Origin of the sequence: Duganella sp. Root198D2, from assembly GCF_001428585.1 — a bacterium.
Classification (GTDB): Bacteria; Pseudomonadota; Gammaproteobacteria; order Burkholderiales; family Burkholderiaceae_D; genus Rugamonas.
Window position 1 is genome coordinate 186,973 of the sequence record NZ_LMIC01000001.1, and the last position, 19,793, is coordinate 206,765.

The 19,793-nt window shown below is 63.9% G+C and carries 16 protein-coding genes; 10 read left to right on the plus strand and 6 right to left on the minus strand.

The window, feature by feature from the left end; translation table 11 throughout:
* Positions 1-2: 2 nt before the first annotated feature.
* Together hrpA and ASE26_RS00945 are read left to right on the plus strand one after the other, a co-directional pair.
* The gene (gene hrpA / locus ASE26_RS00940) at positions 3-4,067 is read left to right on the plus strand and encodes an ATP-dependent RNA helicase HrpA (RefSeq protein WP_057245447.1); all 4,065 of its coding nucleotides are present in this window, start codon (positions 3-5) and stop codon (positions 4,065-4,067) included.
* A gap of 17 nt (positions 4,068-4,084) precedes the next feature.
* Positions 4,085-4,942 (plus strand): hypothetical protein, encoded by an 858-nt coding sequence (locus ASE26_RS00945; RefSeq protein WP_055930918.1) that lies wholly within the window; start codon positions 4,085-4,087, stop codon positions 4,940-4,942.
* A gap of 5 nt (positions 4,943-4,947) precedes the next feature.
* Here ASE26_RS00945 and ASE26_RS00950 read toward each other — a convergent pair whose 3' ends face one another.
* The 4 genes from ASE26_RS00950 to ASE26_RS00965 form a co-directional block, all read right to left on the minus strand.
* Positions 4,948-5,928, minus strand: coding sequence for a GlxA family transcriptional regulator (locus ASE26_RS00950; protein WP_055930920.1), 981 nt, complete (start codon positions 5,926-5,928; stop codon positions 4,948-4,950).
* Positions 5,929-5,937: 9 nt separating this feature from the next.
* Positions 5,938-6,999, minus strand: coding sequence for a DJ-1/PfpI family protein (locus tag ASE26_RS00955; RefSeq protein ID WP_055930923.1), 1,062 nt, complete (start codon positions 6,997-6,999; stop codon positions 5,938-5,940).
* An 86-nt stretch (positions 7,000-7,085) separates the two neighbouring features.
* A complete protein-coding gene (locus ASE26_RS00960; RefSeq protein WP_055930925.1) occupies positions 7,086-7,616 on the minus strand; it encodes a PRC-barrel domain-containing protein in 531 nt (176 codons plus the stop codon).
* Between the two features lie 89 nt (positions 7,617-7,705).
* Positions 7,706-8,941 carry a putative Na+/H+ antiporter gene (locus ASE26_RS00965; protein ID WP_055930928.1) on the minus strand — a complete coding sequence of 412 codons (1,236 nt, stop codon included), beginning with the start codon at positions 8,939-8,941 and terminating at the stop codon, positions 7,706-7,708.
* Positions 8,942-9,053: 112 nt separating this feature from the next.
* On the opposite strand from ASE26_RS00965, the gene ASE26_RS00970 reads away from it, so the two are divergent.
* Genes ASE26_RS00970 through ASE26_RS00985 form a run of 4 tightly spaced genes read left to right on the plus strand, consistent with a single transcriptional unit; the run spans position 9,054 to position 12,951 of the window.
* Positions 9,054-10,043 carry a DUF4351 domain-containing protein gene (locus ASE26_RS00970; RefSeq protein WP_055930931.1) on the plus strand — a complete coding sequence of 330 codons (990 nt, stop codon included), beginning with the start codon at positions 9,054-9,056 and terminating at the stop codon, positions 10,041-10,043.
* A 34-nt stretch (positions 10,044-10,077) separates the two neighbouring features.
* Positions 10,078-10,764: a translesion DNA synthesis-associated protein ImuA gene (imuA, locus tag ASE26_RS00975; RefSeq protein ID WP_055930934.1), complete on the plus strand. Its 687-nt coding sequence runs from the start codon at positions 10,078-10,080 to the stop codon at positions 10,762-10,764.
* Complete coding sequence (locus tag ASE26_RS00980; protein ID WP_057245448.1) at positions 10,694-12,160, plus strand: DNA polymerase Y family protein; 1,467 nt, start codon at positions 10,694-10,696, stop codon at positions 12,158-12,160. The genes imuA and ASE26_RS00980 overlap by 71 nt, the downstream gene beginning before the upstream one ends.
* Before the next feature lie 29 nt (positions 12,161-12,189).
* Positions 12,190-12,951 (plus strand): S9 family peptidase, encoded by a 762-nt coding sequence (locus tag ASE26_RS00985; RefSeq protein WP_055930938.1) that lies wholly within the window; start codon positions 12,190-12,192, stop codon positions 12,949-12,951.
* Here the strand turns inward: ASE26_RS00985 and ASE26_RS00990 are convergent.
* Both ASE26_RS00990 and ASE26_RS00995 read right to left on the minus strand, forming a co-directional pair.
* Positions 12,948-13,547 carry a glutathione S-transferase family protein gene (locus ASE26_RS00990; RefSeq protein WP_057245555.1) on the minus strand — a complete coding sequence of 200 codons (600 nt, stop codon included), beginning with the start codon at positions 13,545-13,547 and terminating at the stop codon, positions 12,948-12,950. The two genes, ASE26_RS00985 and ASE26_RS00990, sit on opposite strands and share 4 nt — an antisense overlap.
* Before the next feature lie 67 nt (positions 13,548-13,614).
* Positions 13,615-15,507, minus strand: coding sequence for a M61 family metallopeptidase (locus ASE26_RS00995; RefSeq protein ID WP_057245449.1), 1,893 nt, complete (start codon positions 15,505-15,507; stop codon positions 13,615-13,617).
* A gap of 179 nt (positions 15,508-15,686) precedes the next feature.
* Between ASE26_RS00995 and ASE26_RS01000 the strand changes: the two genes are divergently transcribed.
* From ASE26_RS01000 to ASE26_RS01015, 4 genes are all read left to right on the plus strand, one after another.
* Positions 15,687-16,142: an Hsp20 family protein gene (locus tag ASE26_RS01000; RefSeq protein ID WP_057245556.1), complete on the plus strand. Its 456-nt coding sequence runs from the start codon at positions 15,687-15,689 to the stop codon at positions 16,140-16,142.
* A 117-nt stretch (positions 16,143-16,259) separates the two neighbouring features.
* Positions 16,260-17,744 (plus strand): DegQ family serine endoprotease, encoded by a 1,485-nt coding sequence (locus ASE26_RS01005; protein WP_055930942.1) that lies wholly within the window; start codon positions 16,260-16,262, stop codon positions 17,742-17,744.
* Between the two features lie 23 nt (positions 17,745-17,767).
* Positions 17,768-18,427: a response regulator transcription factor gene (locus ASE26_RS01010; RefSeq protein WP_055930945.1), complete on the plus strand. Its 660-nt coding sequence runs from the start codon at positions 17,768-17,770 to the stop codon at positions 18,425-18,427.
* Positions 18,427-19,767 carry an ATP-binding protein gene (locus tag ASE26_RS01015; protein ID WP_082507342.1) on the plus strand — a complete coding sequence of 447 codons (1,341 nt, stop codon included), beginning with the start codon at positions 18,427-18,429 and terminating at the stop codon, positions 19,765-19,767. The genes ASE26_RS01010 and ASE26_RS01015 overlap by 1 nt, the downstream gene beginning before the upstream one ends.
* The last annotated feature ends 26 nt before the right edge of the window (positions 19,768-19,793 follow it).

Below are 19,793 nucleotides of genomic sequence, written 5' to 3' on the forward strand. Positions count from 1 at the left end.
CGATGTCTGAAGCAAGCAAGAAGAATCCTCCCCAGCAACCATCCGGCCAGCGTGCGCAAGGCGGGCAGCGCCGCGAACGGGAAACGCCGGAGCAGCGCGCCGAGCGCGAGGCTGCACGCGCTTTCCGCAACCCGCTGCCGCCGATCACCTTCCCTGAGGAGCTGCCGGTCTCGGGCCGCCGCGCGGAAATCGCCGAAGCCCTGAGCAAGCACCAGGTGGTGATCGTCTCCGGTGAAACCGGCTCCGGTAAAACCACCCAGTTGCCGAAAATCTGCCTGGAACTGGGACGCGGCCAGAAAGGCCTGATCGGCCACACCCAGCCGCGCCGGATCGCCGCTTCGTCGACCGCGAAACGCATCGCCGCCGAACTGGGCTCACCGCTGGGCGAACATGTCGGCTACAAGGTGCGCTTCAACGACACCCTGAGCAAGGGCGCCTCGGTCAAGCTGATGACCGACGGTATCCTGCTGGCCGAAACCCAGACCGACCCGCTGCTGAAGGCTTACGACACGATCATCATCGATGAAGCCCACGAACGCAGCCTGAACATCGATTTCCTGCTTGGCTACCTGAGGCAGATCCTGCCGCGCCGCCCGGAGCTGAAGGTGATCATCACCTCCGCAACCATCGACGCTGAACGCTTTGCGCGCCACTTCACGCAGGAAGGCAAGCCGCCGGTGCCGGTGATCGAGGTCTCCGGCCGCCTGTATGCGGTTGAAGTGCGCTACCGTCCGGTGGAACGCGACCAGGTCACGCTGCCCGGCGCCCAGCAGGGCGCTGACGCCAAGGGCGCCCGCACCGCCGCCGCCCGCGACAAACGCGACCTGATGGAAGCCATCGTCGACGGCGTCGATGAAGTCTGCCGCATCGGCAGTGGCGACGTGCTGGTGTTCCTGCCCGGCGAGCGCGAAATCCGCGACGCCGCCGAAGCGCTGCGCAAGCATCATCCGCCGCACGTGGAAATCCTGCCGCTGTTCGCCCGCCTGTCGGTCGAAGAGCAGGACCGCGTGTTCCGCACCACCAACGCGCGCCGCATCGTGCTGGCCACCAACGTGGCGGAGACTTCGCTGACCGTGCCGGGCATCCGCTACGTGGTGGACGCCGGCCTGGCGCGCGTCAAGCGCTACAGCTATCGCAACAAGGTCGAGCAACTTCAGATCGAAGCGGTGGCGCAATCGGCCGCCAACCAGCGCGCCGGCCGTTGCGGGCGTGTAGCCGACGGCGTTTGTATCCGACTGTACGACGAGCAGGATTTCCTGCAGCGTCCTAAGTTCACCGATCCGGAAATCCTGCGTTCTTCGCTGGCTTCCGTCATCCTGCGCATGAAGTCCCTGCACCTGACGGACGTGGAGAGCTTCCCCTTCATCGAGCCGCCGCCGGGCCGTGCGATCGCCGACGGCTACCAGCTGTTGCAGGAGCTGGGTGCGGTGGACGACGACAACCAGTTGACGCCATTGGGACGCAAGCTGGCCAAGCTGCCGCTCGATCCGCGCGTGGGCCGCATGATCCTGGCTGCGCAGGAATTCGCCTGCCTGACCGAAGTGCTGATCGTGGCGGCCGCCTTGTCGGTGCAGGACCCGCGCGACCGCCCCGTCGAACACCAGCAGGCTGCCGACGAAGCGCACAAGAAGTTCGCCGACGAGAAGTCCGAATTCCTCAGCTACCTGAAAATCTGGAAGTGGTTTGAGGGCGCCATCGAGCACAAGAAGTCCAACCGCCAGTTGATGGACACCTGCCGCGCCACCTTCCTGAACCAGCTGCGCCTGCGGGAGTGGCGCGACGTGCACTCGCAATTGCTCACCATCGTGAAAGAGCAGGGCTGGCGCACCAACGAATTGCCGGCCACCTACGACCAGCTGCATATGGCGCTGCTTACCGGCCTGCTGGGTAATATCGGCTTCAAGGGAGAGGACGAGCCGGGCGGCGCCTACCTTGGCGCGCGCGGCATCAAGTTCCATATCTGGCCAGGCTCGCACCTGTCGAAGAAACCGGGCAAGTGGATCGTCTCCGCCGAGCTGGTGGAAACCACGCGCCTGTATGCGCGCTGCGTGGCGCGCATCGAGCCGGAGTGGATCGAGAAGATCGGCGGCCACCTGCTGAAGAAATCCTGGGGCGAACCGCGCTGGGAAAAGCGTCCGGCGCAAGTCACCGCGTCCGAACGTGCCACGCTGTACGGGCTCGTGGTCTATAGCCAGCGCCGCATCAACTACGGCCTGAAGAACCCGGTTGAGGCGCGCGAAATATTCATCCGCGACGCGCTGGTTGGCGGCGACTATGACACCCGTGCGCCATTTTTCGCCCACAACCACAAGCTGGTGCGCGAGATCGAGAACCTCGAGCACAAATCGCGGCGGCAGGACGTCCTGGTGGACGACCAGTTGATCGAGGCCTTCTATGATAAGGAGATTCCGGCCGACGTGGTGAACGGCGCCGGTTTCGAAAAATGGTACAAGGACGCCTCGGCCGACGATCCGAAGCTGCTGTTCCTGATTCGCGACGACTTGATGCGCCACGAAGCGGCCGGCATCACGACCGAGCTGTTCCCGAAAAAGATGATGGCCGCTGGCCTGGAGATGCAGCTCTCCTACCACTTCGAACCGGGGACGCCGCGCGATGGGGTTACTCTCACCGTGCCGCTGTACGCGCTGAACCAGCTCGCGCGCGAACGCTGCGAGTGGCTGGTGCCGGGCATGCTGAAGGAGAAGGTGCACCTGCTGCTTAAGACCTTGCCGCAAAAGCAGCGCCGCCACATGGTGCCGCTGCCGGATTACGCCGCCAGGTTCTGCGAGCGCGCCGAGTTTGCACGCGGCGATTTGATCGACGCGATTATTGCGGACATCCGCAAGCAGATCACGATCAGCGTGCTGACTTCGGACTTCAAGCCGGAGCAATTGCCGGCGCACCACTTCATGAACTTCAAGGTGGTGGACGAACATGGCCGCCAGCTTGATATGGGCCGCAACCTGGCCACACTGCAGGCGGAATACGGCCTGCAGGCGCGCCAGAGCTTCCAGCGCATGGCGGAAGGCGGCAACGCACCTGCCTCCGCCGCGCAGCTCGCACAACTTGCTGGCGGCGGCATCGGCAGCGGCGGCAGCGCCAAGCCAAAGCATGGTGGCATTGCAGCCGATGCTGCGCGCAGCGCTAGCCCGTCCCGTGCGCCGGCAAGTTTGCCGTCCGCCGCCCAGGCCGCAGCCGGCGCCAGCGCTGCTGCGCAGCACAGCAACATCACGACGTGGAGCTTTGGTGAGCTGCCCGAGCTGCTGGAAATCACGCAAGGCAAGCTTAGCCTGATCGGCTTCCCGGCCCTGGTGGACAAAGGCACGCATTGCGACCTGGAAGTGTTCGACGACCCGAACCTCGCCGCCCGCACCCACCGCATCGGCCTGCGCCGCCTGTTCATGCTGCAGATGCGCGACCAGATCAAGTTCGTCGAGAAATCGATTCCGAACCTGCAGCAGATGGGCATGCAGTTCATGTCCATGGGTACGCAGGAAGAATTGCGCGACCAGATCGTCGCCAAGGCCATCGACATCGCCTGCCTGCAGGACCCACTGCCGACCGACGAAACGAGTTTCAACAAACGCAAGGACGAAGGCAAGTCGCGCATTGTGCTGCTGGTGAACGAGATCGCGCGCCTGGTCTCGCAAGTGCTGACCGAGTACCACGGTCTGCCCAAGCGCCTGCAAGGCATCAACCAGCAGGTGGCGCAGGACATGCAGCAGCAACTGCAAGGCTTGGTGCACAAGCGCTTCCTGATCGAGAACGAGTTTTCGCAGCTGTCGCATTTCCCGCGCTACCTGAAGGCGATGAACGTGCGTCTGGAGAAGCTGCGTGCCGACGCCGCGCGCGACACCAAGAGCATGTCCGAATGGAACCAGGCCGCAGCGCCGTACCAGCGCCTGATGCGGGACAAGTCGGCCGGCAAGAACACCGACCCGAAACTGGTCGAATACCGCTGGTTGCTGGAAGAACTGCGCGTGTCGCTGTTCGCGCAAGAGCTGCGGACCCCGATGCCGGTCTCGGTCAAGCGCCTGACCAAGGTGTGGGAATCGATGCAGCGCTAATGAGAGGATTTCGTTTGATGTTGAACTGGAAACGCTGTTTTGCCATCTCTTTGCTCGGCATCGCCGCGTTTGGCGCAGTTGCCGACGACCGGCCTTATAACGACGCTTACGACAGTAAGTCCAGCGGCGCCATGATCATCCTGCCGGCCCATGCCGGCTACGATGCCACTGGCGGCGATGCCGTCTGGCTGCACCTGGCCGGGCGCGAGTATCGCACGGGTTCCGGATGGTGGGCGTTACGCTGCAACGACGCTTGCGAACTGCTTCCATTGAGCTTGAGCGTCACCTCAAAAGACCATGATCGGTATGATGACACCCCGATGCAGGGGCAGCTGCTGCAGTTCTCGCCGCGCTTGTCAGCCGACGGAGTCATCGCCGTCTTCAAGCCTTTCCGCGCACCGCTGGACAAGCTGCAGCTGAAGGCGGGTCCGGTGGCATCTTGGATTCCCGGCCGGGAGTGCAAGCCGAAAAAGGGGATACGGCATGGGGGCGGACATATCATGGGTGGTGAGCTGACCCTGCCTGGCGGCGAAAAATTCCTGTTCGTGCCGCGCCAGGAACGGCCGTCGAAGGCTGCGGCGGAGGCCGGGATCGCGCCGGAATTCTGGCTGGAGCTGCAGGCGGGCGGCAAAAAGCAGCGGATTGGCGAATTCGAATTCGACATCATGTGGGGCGAAGGCAGCACGCTGGAGCCTTCGGCGTATGTGCGCTGGGCAGGCGACCTGGATCGTGACGGCAAGCCTGATTTCATCATCGCGACCGGCGCTGTCGCAACGAAACTGACGCTCTACCTCTCGTCGCTGGCAGCTCCCGGCGAGATAGTGGGGATGGCCGGCAGTTTTGACTACCTCGCGCCGAACGAGGCTGGCTGCTGAGCGGACTAGCGTCCTGAGAAGCGCTGGCGATACTCTCCGGGGCTGACGCCCAGCAGGCGCTGGAAAGTGCGGCGCAGGTTCTGTTCCGTGCCATGCCCGGTGTTGCCGGCAATAGCCTTAAGCGGCAGCGTGGTCTCTTCCAATGCACGCCGTGCAGCTTCGACGCGCATCGTTTCCACGGCGCGCGCAGGTGTACATCCGACTTCGCTGGCGTAGCTGCGGGCAAAGGTGCGAGGACTCATTTTTGCCTGCTCCGCCAGGCGCTCCACGCGCAGGTCGGATTGCAGGTTCATGGCGATCCAGGCGTGAAGGTCGGAAAATTTCCCGTTGTCGCGCGCCTGCGCCGCCAGCGGCGCGCTGAATTGCGACTGGCCGCCGGCGCGCTTCATGAATACCACCATCTGCCGTGCGGTTTCGATGGCGACGCGGTGGCCATAATCGTCGTTGATCAGGGCCAGTGCGAGGTCGATACCTGCGCTGACGCCCGCCGATGACCATACCTCGCCGTCGCGTATATAGATCTTGTCCTGGTCCACGTGCACCTGCGGATGCAGCTTGCGCAGGCGCTCCACCCATTCCCAGTGCGTCGCAACACGGCGACCGTCCAGGAGGCCTGTAGCGGCCAGCATGAAGGCGCCGGTGCACACCGAGGCCAGGCGTCGCACCGACGGCGCGCGCTGGCGTATCCAGTTCACCAGTACCGGCGGCGTGATGTAGATGTCGCCGGCACAGCCGCCTGCCACCAGCAAGGTGTCGATTTTGCTGCCTTCGAGCGAGCCGATTGGAACGGTCATGCAGGCCAGGCCCGCGCTGCTGGCCACCAGTCCTCCCTCGGCAGAGGCAACGACCAGTTCATACAGCGGCGACCCGCCGGCGGAATGTCGGCGGGAGGCGCTGGCGAAGGCCTGCAGTGGACCGCTCAGGTCCAGCAGGTTCATGTCTTCATACGCGATCAGTACGATGCGAAGCGGGCGAGTGGGCGGCATGCCCGCAGTTTACCTCACCGGATAACCGGGGTACTCCAGCTCCAGCGCGATGCGGTGGGCGGTGCGCGCACCGAAGGCGCCGGCGATGCCGGCCAGCACCCGGTCCAGCGAGCTGTCGAGGGTGGGCAGCATCGCGGCGGGCAGGTTTGCGCTGCCGCTTACGCGGTCAGGCAGAACCCTGAGGCCATGACGGCTGGCCAGCGCCGCTGCGCTGGAAGCCACTGCCAGCACGCGGCTGCGATGGGTGCGGGTGTAGGCGTCGCTGGCATACGCCAGGGCGATTTCATCGAAACCTTCTGCCAGTGGCAAGCCGACCTCGGTCACCCCGTGCAGCCATCGGTCGGTGTAATGCGTAAGCCAGACGTTCAGGTTATGGCCGAACTTCGGCGCATAGACGGCGCTGTCATGGCGGCTGCTCCAGTCCTCAACACCCAGGCCTGCGGCGACGGCAGCGGCCTTTTCGCGGCCGGCTATGGCTTCAACCAGGGCCAGTGAAAGCGGCAGCGCGGCGCTGATGCCGGCGCTGGAAATCACCTTGCCGTCCGCCACGTAGCGCACGTTCCGCAGCCATTCGGTGTCGGGATACTTTTCGAGGCGGTAAGCGTGGGTGGCCCAATGTGCCGTGCCGCGCCGGCCCTTCAGCAAGCCGCTGTTGGCGACAACCAGAGCGCCATCGCAGATACTGGCGACGGTGGCGCCCTTGGCCGCCTGGGCTTGCAGCCAGGCCAGCATGGGCGCCAATTGCGCGCGGCGCATGGCCGGCACGATCACGTAGTCGGCACCGTCGGGATAGCGCTGGTCGAAGGCGGTGGTGTCCAGGTCGGGCTGTACGCGCAGGCCGGTATTCATGGTGATGGACGCCCCCTCCGTGGCGACAGCCAGCACTTGCGCAATATCCGCACGTTGCAGCACGCCATAGGGCAGCATGAAGTCGGTGATTTCGGTCGAAACGCTGTCGCCGAGAACGGCGATCACGGGACGTTCGTGGCCGGGGCGTGGCTGGTAGGCTGGCAATTCGCCAGCGTGGGCACAGGAAAGCAGGAACAGGAGGAGGGAAAGCAGTAGACGCATGGCAGATAACCGGCTGGTGGATCAGCAGCCGATTATCTGCGCCTGGTCAGGCCCGGGACTGTCAGAAAACAGTCAAATCCTGCCAATCAATAATTGCCTTTGCTGCCGCTTTCGCTGCCGGTCGAACCGCCGCTATAGCTGCCGCCGCTGGTCGAGTCGCTTTGCATGGTGCCGGTGCCGGCGCCCATGACGCTGCCGGTCGAGGTGCGCATGCCGGTGCCGGTGGTGCCGTAGAAATTATGGATCTGCGTGCCGAATTCGGGGCTTGCCATGTCCGGCCAGCGGTCCTTGTCGAAGCCCGGCGCGTTCTCCAGTTTTTCCTTGGTGCAGTCAAGCACAAAGCGCTTGTTCACCGTGTCAAGCTGCAATGCCTGCCATGGCACGGCAAACAGCTTGTCGCCCATGCCCAGCACGCCGCCGAAGGACAGCACCGCATAAGCGATCTGGCCGGTCTGCATGTCGAGCATGATTTCCTTGATGTCGCCGAGGTCTTCCTCCTGGCGGTTGTAGACGTCTTCACCCATCAGCGTGTCAGCGCCCATCAGGCGTGGACCTGGACCATCGTTTTCGTCACGGTCGCGATAGATGCCGAATTTGTCGCGGTCAAGATAGCTCATTCTGCCTCTCCTCATTAGTGTGAACGGGTGAGTCCAGAATAGCCCAAGGCGCGTGCTCAAGGCGCGCGCTACGCTAGCGCGGCGTAGTCCTACAAGAAGAATGCAATGGCAGCAACTGCAGTCGGCGCAAGGGCTCCTGCGAGCAGGCCCAGTGCGCTGATTGATTCATCGCGGAACCCTTTTCGCAGCAGAGCAACGCCGGCAGGATTTGGCGCGTTGGCGATCACAGTCAGGCCGCCGCCGGCAACGGCGCCTGCTACCAGCATGTACTGCGCGTGCGGCGAGATGCCGTCGATCAGCGAACCGAGATAGGTGAGGGCGGCGTTGTCGGTGATGGCAGTCAAGCCCAGTGCGCCGAAGAAGAGCGCCAGTGGCTGCAGGCTTTCGACAATTGGTTGCAGCCACCATTGCTGCATGCTGCCCAGCACTACCAGGCCCGCCAGGAAGAAGCCGACCAACAGGGCTTCCTTCAAAATCAGCGGCGACTGGTGCTGCGGATAGGCAGTGGTGAAACCGATGAAGAACAGGAACAGGCCGAGGAACAGCACCGGGTGGTGCGCCAGCAAGACCACGGCCGCCAGGAAGCTCAGGTGGATAATGCTGGTCAGCATAGGCGCCGGCGTGCGCGTGGTGAGTGCCGGTGCATCGCTTTTGATGCCACTGCGCAGTTGCTCGCGCAGCAGCCAGGTCACGGCGCTGGCATTGACCAGCACCGCCAGCGTGGCTTTCCAGCCGAAGTTGGCGGCCATGAAGGCGCTATCCCATTGCCACGTCGCGGCGACCATCAGCACGGGCGGCGCGGCATAAGCGGTCAGCGTACCGCCGATCGACACGTTGACGAACAGGACGCCGAGCGCGGCGTACTTCTGCCATTCAGGCACGCCATCGCGGAAGATTTGCGGTGCCAGGATCAGGGCGGCCAGCGTCATGGCTGCGGGTTCGGTGATCAGGGAGCCGACCAGCGGCACCAGCGCGAGTCCCAGCCACGCCTGCAGCAGCGGGCGGCCGCCGGACAGCACATTGATCATGCGCTGCACGAAGTCCAGCACCGGCCGCGAGGCCGCTACCACCATCACCACGAAGACAAACAGCGGCTCGGTGTATTGCTGCGTTTCCGCGTAAGCAATCGCATTCTGCGGCCCGGCCACGAAGGCCATCACCACCAGCAGCACCATGGCCCAGAAACCAAACACCACCTCCACCTCGCCCAGCAAATGCAGCAAGCCGCCGTGGCGCGCGGACTTGTGCGACATGCGCTCGAACGCTTTGGCACTAAAGGTATGGACTAAGGCGAGGGCAAACAGGATGGCGCCGATCAGTTGCATGGCAGTTGGTTTTTAGTTGGCAATATTGCCGATTCTATCAGGCGAGCCCTTACTTGCCAGACTCTTGCGGAAACCGCTACCTGCACATCGTCTGGGCCGCTAGGCTGGCTTCATGGCCGATAACTATGATTCCCCCTGGAAGAGGGCGCTCAAACATGATTTGCGCGATTTCATCGCGTTCTTCTTCCCGCAATATTGTGAGCTGATCGACTGGCTGCTGCATCCCTGCATGCGCGACAAGGAGTTGGAGCAATCGCGCCGCGATGGGCGACCGCATTCCCTGATCGCGGATTTGTTGGCTAGCGTGTTCCTCCTCGATGGTCGCGAGATACTGCTGCATATTGAAGTGCAGGCGCAGCGTGACCCCAACTTGGCCAAGCGCATTCTCGATTATAACTATGGCCTGTACAAGGATTACATGCTGCCTGTCGCGAGCCTGGTCGTGCTGGCTGATACAGGTAAGCGTTGGCGCCAGGATTCGTTTCACAATGAGGTGCTTGGCACGCAAATGGGTATCAGGTTTGCAGTAGCAAAATTGTCGGCCTACGCTGAACTCGTTGATGAACTTTTGCTTGAACGGAATGTGTTTGCCTGGGTGACGGCTGCCCACCTGTTGGCGCGCCAGACACATGCCAGGCAGGAGGCGCGTTACGCTGCAAAGTGGCGGCTCGTCAGGCTGCTGTACGAACGGGGATGGCACAAGCGGCGTATCATCGATTTATTCACGGTGGTTCACTGGCTGATGCCATTGTCCGTCGAGTTGGAGCGACGGCTAAGGCGTAACATCGGGCGGCTTGAAAGGAGGTACAGCGTGGAATGGCTTAGCGAATTTGATCAGCTCCGGCTGGAAAAGCGCGAGAAGCGGGGTATTCGAATTGGTCTCGCAGAAGGGCGGCAAGAAGGGCTGCAAAAAGGGCTGCAAGAAGGGCTGCAAGCGGGGGCCGCGAAAGTCCTTGAGCGCTTACTCTATCGCCGCTTTGGCGTGTTGTCGCCAACGGTGCAAAAAAGGCTTGCCAGAGCGTCCCCGGAGCAGCTTGCCCAGTGGGGCGAGGCAGTGCTGGATGCCCAGACGCTGAAACAGGTTTTCTCCGCGCGTTTGTAGGATTATACTGTATGTATGTACAGTATTTTCCGCCATGGCGCTTTTTGACCCACAACCCCTGCACCCGGCCCTCTGGCTGGCCTCCCAACTCACCAGGGGAGCCACGTCCTGTGTGGATACCGGCATTCCAGTGCTTTCCCACCAACTGCCGGGAGGCGGATGGCCCACGGGTGTCCTGACGGAGTTACTACTCCAGCAACCCGGTATCGGTGAATTGCGTTTATTGAAAGCCACCCTGGCCAGCCTGAAACGCCCGGCGGCCTTGCTGCAGCCCCCATACGCCCCGCAAGCGCTCGGCCTCGACTTGCCTCCACAGCAACTGCTGTGGATCCGCAACACCGGCAAGGCCGCCGACGGCTTGTGGGCGGCCGAGCAGATCCTGCGCAGCGGCAGTTGCGGCGCGGTGTTGTTATGGCAGCAGCACATCCGCAACGAATCGCTGCGCCGCCTGCACCTGGCCGCCCAATGCGGCGAAACGCTGTTCTTCCTGCTGCGGCCGATTGCTGCCGCCCAGGATTCCTCGCCGGCGCCGCTGCGGCTGGCGCTGCGGCCGGCGCCCGGCGGCATCAATATCGAATTCGTCAAACGCCGGGGACCGCAGCGCGACACGCCGCTGTTCCTCCCATTAACCCCAACCCTGTTGCAACGCCATGCGTCTGTGGATCGGCCTTTACCTGCCCCGGCTACCGCTCGAAGTGTTCTGTCCGAACTGGTCGGATGACCTGTGCAGCGTCGTGCTGGAGCAGGAGGGCGTACTCGCGGTGTCGTACCGCGCCCATGTGATGGGCGTGCGTCCGGGCATGCGCCGCAGCGGTGCCCTGATGCTGGCGCCCGAAGCGCAGATGCACGAACGCGCCCCGCAGCAGGAAAGGGAAGCCCTGCACGCAGTCGCCATGGCCATGCTGCAATACACGCCGCAAGTGGCGGAAGGCGAGGGCGCCACCCTGCTGCTGGACGTGGGCGCCAGCCTGCGCCTGTTTGGCGGCATCCGCCGCCTGTGCCGCCTGGTGCGGGACAGCCTGCAAAAACTCGGCTTCAGCGGCGTGCTGGGCGTAGCGCCCACTGCGCGCGGTGCCTGGCTGCTGGCGCGCGCCGGCGGCGGCCGCGCGCTCAAGCTGGATAGCCTGCTGCGCCGGCTGCACCGCCTGCCGGTCGGCTTGCTGCCGCCACTGCAGCGCCACCAGCGCTGGCTGGACGGCATCGGCTGCCTCAATATTGGCGACCTGGTGCGCCTGCCGCGACCCGGCCTGCAGCGCCGCTGCGGTCTCGAAGTGCTGGAGATGCTCGATGCCGCGCAAGGCCTGGCGCCCGAAATGCACGAATGGCTGGAAGCGCCGCCCAGCTTCAGGGCCAAGCTGGAACTGTTCGGCCGCATCGAAAATACCGACCTGCTGCTGGCCGGCGCCTGCCGTTTGCTGCAACAGCTGACTGGCTGGCTGTGTGCACGCCAGTTTTCCGTTTCGCGCATCCACCTGCTGCTGGAACATGAGCGCGGCCGCGAAGCGTGCCCACCGACACCTGTGGAAGTCATGCTGGCCGAACCCACCTGGCGCGACGAGCATATCGTGCGCTTGCTGAAGGAGCGCCTGGCAAAAGTGGAATTGCCGGCGCCGGTAATCGGGCTGGTGCTGGAAGCGGCCCAGGTCGAGCCGATGGCGCCGCTCAGCGACTCGCTCTTCCCCGATCCAGGCGGCAGCCCGCAGGATCGCCAGCGCCTGTTCGAAGTGCTGGTGGCGCGCCTCGGTGCCGAGAACGTGCTGCAGCCCTATCCCAAGGCCGACTATCGGCCTGAACACGCCAACCGCTGGGTGCCGCTGCACGAGAAGGTGCGCCCGGCCGACGTCGCGGCCCAGATGCCGCCGCGTCCCTTGCCGCGTCCCGCCTTCCTGCTGCCCAAGCCCATCCCGCTTTTAATGCGCGACCACCGCCCGTTCTATTGCTCACCGCTGCGCATGGTGTCTACCCCCGAGCGTATCGAAGCCGGCTGGTGGAGCGAAACGCAAAGCCGCGACTATTTCATCGCCGAAGGCGAGGACAATGCCTATTACTGGGTCTACCGCGAACGCACGCCCGGCACCGAGGAAACGCGCTGGTACCTGCATGGTTTGTTCGCCTGAAGTATCATTGTTTGCGAAAGGGGGCACGTATGTACGCACAACGACTCGAATTCCCTGGCGCAGACGGGCAACTGCTGGCAGCACGGCTGGACTCTCCGGAGACCGGCGTCCGAGCCTACGCCCTGTTTGCGCACTGTTTCACCTGCGGCAAGGACGTTTTTGCCGCCAGCCGCATCGCGCAGGCGCTGACAGAGCACGGTATTGCCGTGCTGCGCTTCGACTTCACCGGACTGGGTGCCAGCGAGGGCGATTTTGCCAACACCAATTTCTCATCCAATGTGGCCGACTTGCACGCCGCTGCCGACTTCCTGCGGCGCGAGTTCCAGGCGCCGCGTATCCTGATCGGGCATAGCCTCGGCGGAGCGGCAACGCTGGCCTTTGCCGCTACCGTGCCGGAAGCGCAGGCCGTGGTCACCATTGCCGCGCCGAGCGATCCGGTACACGTTACCCATTTGTTCGGCGACCAGATCGATGCGATCACGGCCCAGGGCGAAGCCATGGTGCAACTGGCCGGGCGGCCGTTCCGCATCAAGCGCCAATTCCTGGAAGACGTGGCGGAAAACAGCTTGCGCAACAAGATCGCCAATATGCGCAAGGCTTTGCTCATCATGCACGCGCCGGGCGACACGACGGTCGGCATCAATAATGCGCTGGAAATCTTCACGGCGGCCAAGCACCCGAAGAGCTTCATCTCTCTCGATACGGCGGATCACCTGCTCACCAGCCGGGACGATGCAAGCTATGTAGCAAACATGATCGCTGCGTGGAGCGCGCGCTACCTCAAGGACTAAGCAGGCGTCCAGGCCATCGCCTTCTGGACGGCAGGGCGCTCGCCGACCTGCTCGAGCCAGCGCTGTACCGCAGGCTTGCCCGACAGGTTCAGTTCCAGGTGGGAGGCGGCAGCCTGCGTCCATGGATAGCAGGCGATGTCGGCGATCGTGTAGTGGTCCCCGGCGACGTAGCTGTTGCCGGCCAGGGCGCGGTCGAGCACATTCAGCAAGCGCTCCGCCTCGGCGGTGAAATGCTCTTTCGGCAGCGCCAGGTCCGATTTTGAGAAAAAGCCCAGTTGGCCCAGCATCGGGCCCAGGCCGCCGACCTGCCAGTACAGCCATTGCAAGGTGCGGTAGCGTTCCGGCCCTTGCCGTGGGAGAAAACGTTCGTATTTTTCAGCGAGGTAAGTCAGGATTGCGCCGCTTTCGAACAGCGTCAGCGAGTCGTCCTTTAGCGCGGGAATCTTGTTGTTGGGCGCGATGGCGAGGAATTCGGGGGCGAACTGCTCATGCTCGCGCAGGTTGACCGGCGCCACTTCATACGGAAGATCAAGTTCTTCCAGCAGGATCAGCGGCTTGCGCCCATTGGGTGTGGTCCAGGTGTAGACGGTGAACATGATGGCCACCACTCTAGCGCGGCCAAAAGAAAACGGGCGCACCGCAGTGCGCCCGTTCGGAAGTGATCTACTGTCGCGGCGACAGGATGGCTTCCAGTCGGTCAGGCGTGCCTTCGATGCGTTCCAGGCGCGGATACTTCAAGCCTTCGTAGTACTCCAGCGCGACGGTGCGGAACTGCTGGCCGTGCTTCAACAGCAGTTCGATCGGCTTCCTGCTGGTCTTCGCTTCGGTGATCGCCTTGCGCAGCAGTTCGGCCTTGTAGCCACGGCCATTCACTGCCAGCAGGGTGGTGTTGCCGGACAGGCCAGCCTTGAAGCCGACGCCGTCCCACTGGATGCTTTCGATCTTGCCTTCGCTGCCAACGTTGAAGCCGAGCGAGTAGGTGAAGTCGGCGGACTTGCTGCGCTCTTCGGCTGCCTTCAGGAAGTCGGTCTGCTTTTCGGCGAAGACCAGTTTGTAGCCGGCGCGGCTGATGCCGTCCATCGGCACCGGGCCCAGGTCTTCAATGCGGGTGCGCAGGAAGCCGGACCAGTCGTGCGGCTGCACGCTGTTGAGTACCTTGACCACGTCTTCGAAGGTGTAGTGCAGTGCCTGCACGCGGCCGTCTTCCACGCCGAAGAATTTGGCCGAGAAATCGTCCAGCGAGCGCTTGTCGCCTGACAGTTCGCGGATCTTGGTGTCCACGTCCAGCCAGATCAGCATGCCTTCGGTGTAGTAGTCCTCGCTGCGCTGGTAGTTCGACCACGGGATGGCGCGGCGGGCGTTGATGATCGGGTCGTAGGTGGTGTCCTGCACCGAGCGCCATTCACGGCCCTTCTGGATGCTGTAGCGCGCGGCGGTGGACGCCATGATGTCCTTGATGCTGGCGGCCTTCATCAGGCCGGAGCGCGCAGCCAGTACTTCGCCGTAGTAGGTGGTCTGGCCTTCATACACCCACAGCAGGTCGTTTTGCAGCGGCTGGTTGAAGTTCAGCACGTCCTGGCCTTTCGGGCGGCGGAACTTGCCGTTCCAGGAGTGGGTGAATTCGTGCGGCAGCAGGCCGCGTTCGGACTCGGTCTTGTTCCACTCGGTGAAGTAGTCGGTCTTCAGCGCGTTCTCGCTGGACTGGTGGTGCTCGCGGCCGACGCGGCCGAATTCATCGCTCAGCGCGAACAGGAAGTCGTAGTGCTTGTAGTGCTGGGAGCCGAACACTTTGTAGGTTTGCTTGACCAGGTTGCGGTGCAGTTCGATGTGCTCCGGCTTGGCTTCCAGTGCTTCCGCGGTGTCGGCCACCACGTTCAGGTGCACCGGCACCTTGGCGCCCGGGTCGAGGTCGAAGCGTTTGAAGTGGCGGCCGGCGAACAGCGGCGAGTCGACAAAGGTTTCCACGTCGGTGGCCTTGAAGGTCACCACGTCGCCTTTGCGTTCCGCTTCTTCCAGCGCGGAGCCGTACTGCCAGCCGGCCGGCAGCGTCAGCGTGGCCTGGATCGGGATGCGGCGGGTCGCGTAGCCCGCCGGATACATGGTCAGCGATTGCCACTGGATGCCCAGCATGTCAGGCGTGATCGAAGTACGGCCTTGCGCTGCTTCGGTCGGGGCCAGGTGCTGATACTCCACCTCGATCGACTTGGCGCCGGCCGGTACCTCAACGTGGAAGGCGTACACGTTCACGTTGTCGCGGCGCCATGGCAGGCTTTTGCCATTGACCGATACCTTGAAGCCGGCGAACTGGTTCAGCGCGCCGGTCGGGCCGTGCTGGGCCGTCACCCACTGCGGGAACAGTAGCGTCATCTTGCCCGGCCTGGCAGGGATGGTCTGCTGGATGCGGTAGATATTCTGCGCGGTATTCGAGGCATCGACCTTCATCACGATGGTGCCTGGGTAAGGCTGGTCGGCCGGGGCAGGGATGGCCTGGCCGGCGTGGGCGCTGAAGGCGGTGCCCAGCAGCAGGGCGAGGGCAGTGTTGGTGAACAGTTTCATTTATTTCAACGTGGAAAGTGCGACGGGCGAGTTTAGCACGCAGGGGGAGGCAAAATGTTTCGGAACGTAACGTGAAAAAAAACCCTTGAAATCCTTTTTGCGGCACCTATATCGGATTCAGCGGTTGCCCAGCCGGGGACCGCCTGACCTTATATCGCTTAAATTGAAAGGATATGAAAATGCGTACTTTTGACCTGACCCCACTGTATCGTTCCGCCATCGGTTTTGATCGCCTGGCCCAGATGCTGAATGATTCGAATCGCAGCGACCAGCCTAGCTACCCTCCGTACAACATTGAACTGGTTTCCGAAGACCAGTACCGTATCGTGATGGCGCTGGCCGGTTTTGACCGCAGCGAAATCGACATTACTTCCGAGCGCGACTCCCTGGTGGTGATTGGGCGCAAGCAGAAAGACAGCCAGGAAAAGACCTTCCTGCACCGTGGCATCGCCTTCCGCGACTTCGAGCAGCGTTTCCAGCTTGCCAACCACGTCAAGGTGACCGGCGCTTCCTTCGACAACGGCATCCTCAGCATCGAACTGGTGCGCGAAGTGCCGGAGGCGCTGAAGGCCCGCAAGATTGCCATTGACGGCGTGGTCAACCACACTGCCCTGGAGCAGCAAGCTGCCGCCTGATTGCGCGCAGCCCCATGAAAAGGCCGGATTTCCGGCCTTTTTTGCATTAAGACGCGTCTAAGTTTGATGCCGCATATTAGAGCCGTTGAGAAAGCAATCTTCTTCAGGAGTTTAATCATGCGCAACGCCACCACCATGTTCCTCGCCCTGGCCACCGCCGGTGTTATCGGTGCCGGTGCAGCCATCGCTGTCCAGCAGAGCCAGGCCTTCGCATCGCCGCATCCCGTGCTTACCGCCAGCGCCCCGGCCAATGCCGCCCAGGGCGCGCCGGCGCCGGTGCCCGCGCCGATGATCTCCCTGCCTGACTTCAGCGTGATCGCAACGAGCAACGGCCCGGCTGTGGTGAACATCAGCACCACCGGTACCACCAAGGCGCAATTCCGCGCGGACGATGATGCCGAGAACGACCCGTTCTACGAATTCTTCCGCCGCTTCCAGGCCCCTGGCCAGCGCGGCCGCGGCGGCGCGCCCAGCCCGACCCACGGCGTTGGCTCCGGCTTCATCGTCAGCGCCGACGGCATCATCCTGACCAATGCCCACGTGGTACGCGACGCCAGCGAGGTGACGGTCAAGCTGACCGACCGCCGCGAATTCCGCGCCAAGGTGCTGGGCTCCGACCCGAAAACCGACGTGGCCGTGCTGAAGATCGAGGCCAAGAACCTGCCCGTGGTGCCGCTGGGCCGTTCCAGCGACGTGAAGGTGGGCGAGTGGGTGCTGGCCATCGGCTCGCCGTTCGGCTTGGAAAACACGGTGACCGCTGGGGTGGTGAGCGCCAAGGGCCGTTCCCTGCCAGACGATTCCAACGTGCCCTTCATCCAGACCGACGTGGCGATCAACCCCGGCAACTCGGGCGGCCCGCTGTTCAACACCAAGGGTGAAGTGATCGGCATCAACTCGCAGATCTACAGCCAGAGCGGCGGCTACCAGGGCCTGTCGTTTTCGATCCCGATCGACGTGGCGACCCGCGTGCGCGACCAGGTGGTCAAGACCGGCAAGGTGGTGCATGCGCGCCTGGGCGTGATGGTGCAGGAAGTGAACCAGGGCTTCGCCGACTCCTTCGACCTGGAGTCGCCGGAAGGCGCGCTGGTGTCGAACGTGGAACGCGGCGGCCCGGCCGACAAGCTTGGCCTGAAGGCGGGCGATGTGATCCGCAAGATGAACGGCCAGAAGATCGTTGCCTCGGGCGATTTGCCGGCAATGGTGGGACTGGCCATGCCGGGTGATAAAGTAGCGCTTGAGGTCTGGCGCCAGGGTAAGACCCTGACGCTGGAAGGCAAGCTGGGTAACGCCTCCGAGCGCAATGTGGCGGCGGTGCAGAACGATGAAGCTGCCGCCAAGCTGCGCCTTGGCTTGTCGCTGCGCCAGCTCGACCCGCTGGAGCGCCGTGAATCCGGCCTGGCATCGGGCCTGCTGATCGAGGATGCCGGCGGCGCCGCCGCCAGCGCCGGCGTGCAGCCGGGCGACGTGCTGCTGTCGGTGAACGGCCGGGCTGTCACTTCCGTGAACGATGTGCGCGACCTCGTGGCAAAATCGACCAAATCCGTAGCGCTGTTGATCCAGCGCGGCGAGGACCGCATCTTTATCCCGGTGCGCCTCGGCTAACATAACAAGAAAGGTAGTAAGAAATGCGCCTCCTGCTGGTAGAAGATGACACGATGATCGGCGAGGTAGTGCTCGACCTGCTGAGGGCAGAGCACTACGCCGTCGACTGGGTCAAGGATGGCGCGATGGCCGACACGGCCCTGCAAACCCAGACCTACGACCTGGTGCTGCTGGACCTGGGCCTGCCGAAGAAGGACGGCCTGGAAGTCTTGCGCTCGATGCGCACGCGCAAGGAGCTGACGCCGGTGCTGGTGGCCACCGCGCGCGACGCGGTGGAGCAGCGCATCGCCGGCCTGGATGCCGGCGCCGACGACTATGTGCTCAAGCCCTACGACCTGGACGAGCTGCTGGCCCGCATCCGCGCCTTGCTGCGCCGCGCCGCCGGCCGCGCCGAACCGGTGTTCGAGCACAAGGGCGTGTCGATCAACCCGCAGACGCGCGAAGTGATCGCCAACGGCCAGCCGGTCAGCCTGTCGGCCCGCGAATGGGCGGTGCTGGAAGCGCTGATCGCGCGCCCGGGCATCGTGCTGTCGCGCGCCCAGCTGGAAGAAAAGCTGTACAGCTGGAAGGATGAAGTCAATTCCAATGCGGTTGAAGTGTATATCCACGGCTTGCGCAAGAAGCTCGGCTCCGAGCTTATCCAGAACGTGCGCGGCCTCGGCTACATGGTGCCGAAGGCATGATGATGGCGGTCCCGAAGGTCAACGTCACGCACTCGCTGCGTGGGCGCCTGCTATGGTTCCTGCTGGCGGCGATCACCATGGCCGCCGTGGCGCAGGCCATGATCGCCTACAGTTCGGCGCTGAGCGACGCCGACCAGATCTTCGACTACCACATGCAGCAGATGGCCATGTCGCTGCGCTCGAATGCGCCGATGGCGGCCACCGGCAACCGCGACCCGAATGACCCCGGCAACGACGAGATGGTGGTGCAGGTGTGGACGCCGGACGGCATCCAGGTCTTCCGCTCGCTGTCGCGCGCGGAGCTGCCGCAGCGTGCGGTGCTGGGCTTCTCCAACGTGCGCGCCAATGGCACGACTTACCGCGTATTTTCGGCGCAGACTGCGACCCAGACCATCCAGATCGCCCAGGACCTGGCCGTGCGCAAGCGAATGGCGGGCACGCTGGCGCTGCGTACGGTCGGCCCGATCGCGCTGATGGCGCCGGTGCTGATGATCGTGGTGTGGTGGGTTGTTTCCGGCTCGCTGGCACCGGTGGCGCGCGTGCAGCGGCAGCTGGCTTCGCGCAAGGCCGACGATCTGTCCGAGGTGTCGGATGCCGACCTGCCGGACGAGGTGCGGCCGCTGGTGCAGGAATTGAACCTGCTGTTCTCGCGCGTGCAGACGGCGTTCGAAGCGCAGCAGAACTTCGTGGCCGATGCGGCGCACGAGCTGCGCACGCCGCTGGCGGCGCTCAAGCTGCAAATCCTCAGCCTGGCCCGCGCCGATTGCAGCGAAGCGCGCGACGTGGCGATTGGCCGCCTGTCGGCAGGCGTGGAACGGGCTTCGCGCCTGGTCGAACAGTTGCTGGTGCTGGCGCGTACCGAAGCGGCCGATACCAAGATGGAACCGGTCAGCCTGACCGATCTCGCCAAGCGCGCGGTGGGCGACATGGCCGGCGCCGCGCAGGGGCGCAGTATCGACCTGGGATTGGAACAGGCCGACGAGGCGACAGTGCAGGGCCAGGGCGACGCCCTGGTAATCCTGCTGCGCAACCTGGTGGACAACGCGGTCAAGTACACGCCGGCCGGCGGCACGGTCGACGTGTCGGTGCTTGGCGCCGGCGCGGCGGGCGGCGCCGGGCCGCGGCTGGTGGTGGAAGACAGCGGCCCGGGCATCGAGCCGGAAGAACGCCAGCGCGTGTTCAACCGCTTCTACCGCGTGCCGGGCAGTGAAGCCCAGGGCAGCGGCCTTGGCCTGGCCATTATCCGGGCCATCGCCGAACGGCACGGCGCCAGGCTGGCGCTGGACGCCTCGGAACGCCTGGGAGGCCTGAAAGTGACGGTGGAGTTTGCCCCGCGCTAGAATGTCGTTTTTGACAATCGGAGCAG

Bases quoted from the DNA above. Each gene is read 5' to 3' on its own strand.
- hrpA (WP_057245447.1), top strand. From the start codon at position 3: ATGTCTGAAGCAAGCAAGAAGAATCCTCCCCAGCAACCATCCGGCCAG.
- ASE26_RS00945 (WP_055930918.1), top strand. From the start codon at position 4,085: ATGTTGAACTGGAAACGCTGTTTTGCCATCTCTTTGCTCGGCATCGCC.
- ASE26_RS00950 (WP_055930920.1), bottom strand. From the start codon at position 5,928: ATGCCGCCCACTCGCCCGCTTCGCATCGTACTGATCGCGTATGAAGAC.
- ASE26_RS00955 (WP_055930923.1), bottom strand. From the start codon at position 6,999: ATGCGTCTACTGCTTTCCCTCCTCCTGTTCCTGCTTTCCTGTGCCCAC.
- ASE26_RS00960 (WP_055930925.1), bottom strand. From the start codon at position 7,616: ATGAGCTATCTTGACCGCGACAAATTCGGCATCTATCGCGACCGTGAC.
- ASE26_RS00965 (WP_055930928.1), bottom strand. From the start codon at position 8,941: ATGCAACTGATCGGCGCCATCCTGTTTGCCCTCGCCTTAGTCCATACC.
- ASE26_RS00970 (WP_055930931.1), top strand. From the start codon at position 9,054: ATGGCCGATAACTATGATTCCCCCTGGAAGAGGGCGCTCAAACATGAT.
- imuA (WP_055930934.1), top strand. From the start codon at position 10,078: ATGGCGCTTTTTGACCCACAACCCCTGCACCCGGCCCTCTGGCTGGCC.
- ASE26_RS00980 (WP_057245448.1), top strand. From the start codon at position 10,694: ATGCGTCTGTGGATCGGCCTTTACCTGCCCCGGCTACCGCTCGAAGTG.
- ASE26_RS00985 (WP_055930938.1), top strand. From the start codon at position 12,190: ATGTACGCACAACGACTCGAATTCCCTGGCGCAGACGGGCAACTGCTG.
- ASE26_RS00990 (WP_057245555.1), bottom strand. From the start codon at position 13,547: ATGTTCACCGTCTACACCTGGACCACACCCAATGGGCGCAAGCCGCTG.
- ASE26_RS00995 (WP_057245449.1), bottom strand. From the start codon at position 15,507: ATGAAACTGTTCACCAACACTGCCCTCGCCCTGCTGCTGGGCACCGCC.
- ASE26_RS01000 (WP_057245556.1), top strand. From the start codon at position 15,687: ATGCGTACTTTTGACCTGACCCCACTGTATCGTTCCGCCATCGGTTTT.
- ASE26_RS01005 (WP_055930942.1), top strand. From the start codon at position 16,260: ATGCGCAACGCCACCACCATGTTCCTCGCCCTGGCCACCGCCGGTGTT.
- ASE26_RS01010 (WP_055930945.1), top strand. From the start codon at position 17,768: ATGCGCCTCCTGCTGGTAGAAGATGACACGATGATCGGCGAGGTAGTG.
- ASE26_RS01015 (WP_082507342.1), top strand. From the start codon at position 18,427: ATGATGGCGGTCCCGAAGGTCAACGTCACGCACTCGCTGCGTGGGCGC.